We start from the raw sequence: 4,670 nt of genomic DNA on the forward strand, positions 1-4,670 counted from the left end.
TTTAAAACCGAAACTAAAAGCGAAGAGGCCGTTAAAGATTATAAAAGAAAAGGCATTGATGCCCGCATACTGAAAGGCCCGGGAACGGGTCCGCGTATCAAGATAATAATTGGAGGATTTTCCTCATCTGATGAAGCAGAAACCGCGAGAAAAAAACTCGTATCACAAGGAAAAATAACTAAAGACACATACTCAAAACAAATTACTGATTCCACGAAATGACTTTATTATTAATACAGCAACTTACAGATACCGCCAAACACCTGGCAGATACCGCAAACCACGCCGTAACAACCGCAGCCCTGCCAACTGAAGAACTCCGCTTTGGCGACCTGCTGATCAAAGGTGGCTGGGTAATGATCCCGATAGGTATTTTAGCTGTACTGGGACTGGTAATATTTTTTGAACGTTACTTTACTATCCGCAAAGCATCACGTGACGAATCAAACCTGATGGTACAGGTCCGTTCCAGCATCCACTCGGGCAATCTTGAATCGGCTATTGCTATTTGCCGTAACAACAACACCCCGCTTGGCCGTATGCTGCAAAAAGGTTTATTGCGCATAGGTCGCCCTATAAAAGATATTGAAGGCGCTATCGAAAACGTTGGCAAGCTTGAAGTATCCAAACTGGAAAAAAACATTGGTATTTTGGGTATTGTAGCCGGTATCGCGCCGATGTTTGGTTTCTTGGGTACCATTGCCGGTGTAATCAAGATATTTTATGATATCTCAAAAACAGATAACATCAGCATGGGTGTAATTTCGGGTGGTTTATACGTAAAAATGGTTACGTCTGCGGCTGGTTTATTTGTAGGTATCGTTGCCTATGTGTGCTACCACGTTTTAAATATGATGGTTGATAAGGTGATCCTGAAACTGGAAACCGATGCTATTGAATTTATTGACCTGTTAGAGGAGCCGAGCAAATGAATTTAAGAAAACGACACAGGGGCGCATCGGCAGAGGTACATACATCGGCAATGAACGATATTATGTTCTTCCTGTTGCTGTTTTTCCTCATAGCCTCAACAGTTACCAATCCTAACGTTATCAAACTGGTATTGCCCAAATCATCAAGCGGGCAATCGGTATCAAAAAAAACGATAACGGTATCAGTAACCAAAGATCTTAAGTACTACGTTGATAAAAAAGAGATCCCGGTAGATGCCCTGCAAACTACCCTGGCAGGCTATAAAAACCTGGCTACCGAACTTACCATAGTTTTGTATGTTGATAAAACCGTAGCCATACAGGATGTGGTACAGGTAATGGACGTGGCACAAAAATTGAATATTAAACTGGTTTTGGCAACAGAACCTAAGGGATAATAGTGGCAGTTGCAGTTTAAAGTTTGCAGTAGCTTATTGCAGTAATTTACTGTGATCGCTTAAACAAACTGCCACTTTTTTAAAGTAGCAGTAACAGTAGCGAGTAGCAGTTGCAATGGTTACCACAACCATGTAGACAAACTGCCGCTCGCTACCGCCACTGCAACTAAAAACCCCAACTAATTAAAATTTGCACTAATTTTGAAAATGGAGTACAGGGAAGAAAATAACTATCCGAAAGCATTTATAGCTACAGGAATTATTATGGCTGTGCTGATAGCGGCATGTTATTTTATTGTGTTTAAAAATCCGCCGGTTGAAGAGAACGGAACAGGCGGTATCCTTGTGAACTATGGTACGGTTGATGAAGGTATGGGCGATGACTATATGAGCACGGAAGAACCATCTGTAGCCGAAAAAGCCAACCACACCAAACCCGATAAGGTTACCGAGACCAAACCTACCGAAGAAAAGCCTACGCCCGAAAGCAGCGAGAAAACGGTAGTTACACAAAATAATGAGGATGCCCCCGAAGTGGCAGCACCTACCAAAAAGCCAAGCCAAAATGTGGCCCCTACTCCACCGGCAAAAACGCCACCGGCTAAACCTACCGTTAATCAAAATGCTTTATACAAAGGCAAAGCCTCAACCGGTACCGGCGAGGGTGATGGTACAGGTAACACGCCAGGCAACCAGGGAAAGCAAACTGGCACAACACTTACTAATAATTATAACGGAACAGGGTCTGGTAATGGCGGCAGCCTGAATTTGAAGCAGCGTAATTTTGTTAGCAAACCAACTGTAGATGACGGCAATCGCTTTGAGGGCAAGGTGGTGATTGATATACATGTAGATAAAGCTGGTAATGTAACCTACGCTAAGGCAGGTCGCGGAACAACCATATCAGATTACAATCTAATCGAAAAATGCGAGAACGCAGTGAAAGCTGCCCGCATCAGTTCGCTGGATACCGCTCCTGATACCCAGGAAGGCTCAGTTGTTTTTGTATTCAAGGTAAATTAATTTCTGCGAAAGCTAATGATCATAGTTCACGGTTCATAGCAGGACTGTTGCATATTATTATAATTACCCGTTATTTTTAACGTGCAACAGTGTTATTTTTGCCGGGTAAAGTAGTGGTTCAAGCCATGAACCATGAACTATCAGCCATGAACTACAACGACACCCTCCAATACCTATACACCCAGCTCCCCATGTTTACGCGTGACGGGGCTTCGGCATTTAAAAAAGATCTTACTAATACGCTTGAACTTTGCAGGCGGCTGGATAATCCTCAGCATAAATTTAAAAGCGTCCACGTAGGCGGTACCAATGGCAAAGGTTCAACATCGCATATGCTGGCTGCCGTTTTGCAAACAGCAAGCTATAAAACAGGGCTTTATACCTCCCCCCATCTTAAAGATTTCCGCGAGCGCATCCGCATTAACGGCCAAATGATCAGCGAGCAAACCGTAATTGATTTTGTTGAGCATCATAAGGCCGATTTTGATGAAATAGCCCCCTCCTTTTTTGAGATGACCGTAGCGCTTGCCTTTGATGTTTTCGCAAAAGAAAAAGTAGATATAGCCATAATTGAGGTCGGTTTAGGCGGAAGGTTGGATTCTACCAATGTGATCACCCCGCTTCTTTCTGTAATCACCAACATAGGCTGGGACCACATGAACATGCTGGGAAATACCCTGCCGCTTATCGCCGGTGAAAAAGCAGGAATTATCAAACCGAACATTCCAGTTGTTATCGGCGAGAAACAAGAGGAAGTAGCTGATGTTTTTATTGAAAAAGCAAACGAAACCGATAGTAAGCTCCGGTTTGCATCTGAAGAGTGGATTATAGAAAAGCTTAAAGGCGAAAGGCAAAAGGCGAAAGGTACTACCGAAGAATTATTGGAGATCCACGTCCAAAATAAAGACTCAGGACTTAAAACTTACGACTTAGCACTTGACCTCCCCGGCACCTATCAGCTTAAAAATGTAAAAACGGTTTTATCCGCCGTTGACGAGCTACGAGAACAGGGCTTTATAATTTCTGATGGTCATATTCAAACGGCGCTGAAACAGGTAAAAATCCTTACCGGCTTACATGGCCGCTGGGAAATCTTAAGCCATAACCCGCTTACCATTTGCGATACAGGCCACAACCCGGACGGGATCGAGGAAGTAATGAAAAACATCGAATCTGTCGATTACAAGCACTTGCACATGGTGATCGGGATGGTTAATGATAAGGACACCGGAAAGGTATTACCAATGTTTCCGAAAAGTGCTACATACTATTTCTGCAAGCCGGACATCCCCCGCGGACTGGACGCTGAGGTCATGAAAGCCCAGGCCGAAATTCTCGGTTTAATTGGCGATGCATATCCATCGGTAAAAGAAGCCCTGCTCTCGGCACAAAAAAAAGCCGGTAATGATGATCTCGTTTTTGTTGGCGGGAGCACTTTTGTAGTAGCCGAGGTTGTTTAGTCTGAACCCGAATTTGGGGGAATTTATGGAATTGATTGAATCGTGATTGAAAAAGCACCTATTCTGTCTATTCAATAAATTCTTTAAAATTCCGGTTCAGACAAAAACACCTTTATTAATCTGCCTAAAATTCTATTTTTACTTTCCCAATCCCTACCTTAAATATGACATACATCGCATCTGCCAACAGGTATCAAACCATGCAATACCGTCGCTGCGGCAACAGTGGCATCAAACTTCCGGCTATTTCACTGGGACTCTGGCACAATTTCGGTCACGTTGATGTTGCCGATAATTATCGCAAGATATTACATCTCGCTTTTGATAGCGGCATCACCCATTTTGATTTAGCCAATAACTACGGTCCGCCTCCGGGCTCGGCCGAAGAGAACTTTGGAAAGATCCTGAGAGAAGATTTCCGCGATTACCGTGACGAGCTTATCATATCGAGCAAGGCCGGCTATACCATGTGGCCAGGCCCATATGGCGACTGGGGTTCAAAAAAATACCTGGTAGCCAGTCTTGACCAAAGCATTAAACGCATGGGGCTCGATTATGTGGATATCTTTTACCACCACCGCCCTGATCCAAACACGCCGCTCGAAGAAACTATGACCGCCTTGGATCTGATCGTTCGCCAGGGAAAAGCGTTGTATGTTGGAATTTCCAACTATCCCGCCGAATTGGCCTCAAAAGCTATCAGGATTCTTAAAGATCTCGGCACACCATGCCTTATTCATCAGCCCAAATATTCTATGTTTGAGCGTTGGGTTGAAGGCGGCTTGCTGAATGTTTTAGGTAATGAAGGTGTTGGTTGTATCCCCTTCTCACCATTAGCACAGGGATTACTGACTGAT

The 4,670-nt window shown here is 43.9% G+C and carries 6 protein-coding genes; all 6 read left to right on the top strand.

Annotated elements, in window-relative coordinates:
- The coding region (locus VF500_RS25095; protein ID WP_330862301.1) for an SPOR domain-containing protein at positions 1-222 on the top strand (222 nt) is incomplete at its 5' end.
- On the top strand, positions 219-932 hold the full coding sequence (locus tag VF500_RS25100; protein WP_121228312.1) for a MotA/TolQ/ExbB proton channel family protein: 714 nt from the start codon (positions 219-221) through the stop codon (positions 930-932). The genes VF500_RS25095 and VF500_RS25100, both read left to right, overlap by 4 nt.
- Positions 929-1,330, top strand: a complete 402-nt coding sequence (locus VF500_RS25105; protein WP_121228314.1) for an ExbD/TolR family protein — start codon at positions 929-931, stop codon at positions 1,328-1,330. The genes VF500_RS25100 and VF500_RS25105 overlap by 4 nt, the downstream gene beginning before the upstream one ends.
- A gap of 207 nt (positions 1,331-1,537) precedes the next feature.
- The gene (locus VF500_RS25110) at positions 1,538-2,353 is read left to right on the top strand and encodes an energy transducer TonB (RefSeq protein WP_330862302.1); all 816 of its coding nucleotides are present in this window, start codon (positions 1,538-1,540) and stop codon (positions 2,351-2,353) included.
- 146 nt (positions 2,354-2,499) lie between these two features.
- Entirely contained in the window at positions 2,500-3,813 is a 1,314-nt protein-coding gene (locus VF500_RS25115) for a folylpolyglutamate synthase/dihydrofolate synthase family protein (protein ID WP_330862303.1), read from the top strand.
- A gap of 164 nt (positions 3,814-3,977) precedes the next feature.
- On the top strand, positions 3,978-4,670 hold a 693-nt coding region (locus VF500_RS25120), incomplete at its 3' end, for an aldo/keto reductase (protein WP_330862304.1).

This window comes from Mucilaginibacter sp. (assembly GCF_036383575.1).
In the GTDB taxonomy this organism is placed as follows: domain Bacteria; phylum Bacteroidota; class Bacteroidia; order Sphingobacteriales; family Sphingobacteriaceae; genus Mucilaginibacter.

Excerpts from the sequence above, each read along its gene's own strand:
- VF500_RS25100 (WP_121228312.1), top strand. The coding sequence starts at position 219 with ATGACTTTATTATTAATACAGCAACTTACAGATACCGCCAAACACCTG.
- VF500_RS25105 (WP_121228314.1), top strand. The coding sequence starts at position 929 with ATGAATTTAAGAAAACGACACAGGGGCGCATCGGCAGAGGTACATACA.
- VF500_RS25110 (WP_330862302.1), top strand. The coding sequence starts at position 1,538 with ATGGAGTACAGGGAAGAAAATAACTATCCGAAAGCATTTATAGCTACA.
- VF500_RS25115 (WP_330862303.1), top strand. The coding sequence starts at position 2,500 with ATGAACTACAACGACACCCTCCAATACCTATACACCCAGCTCCCCATG.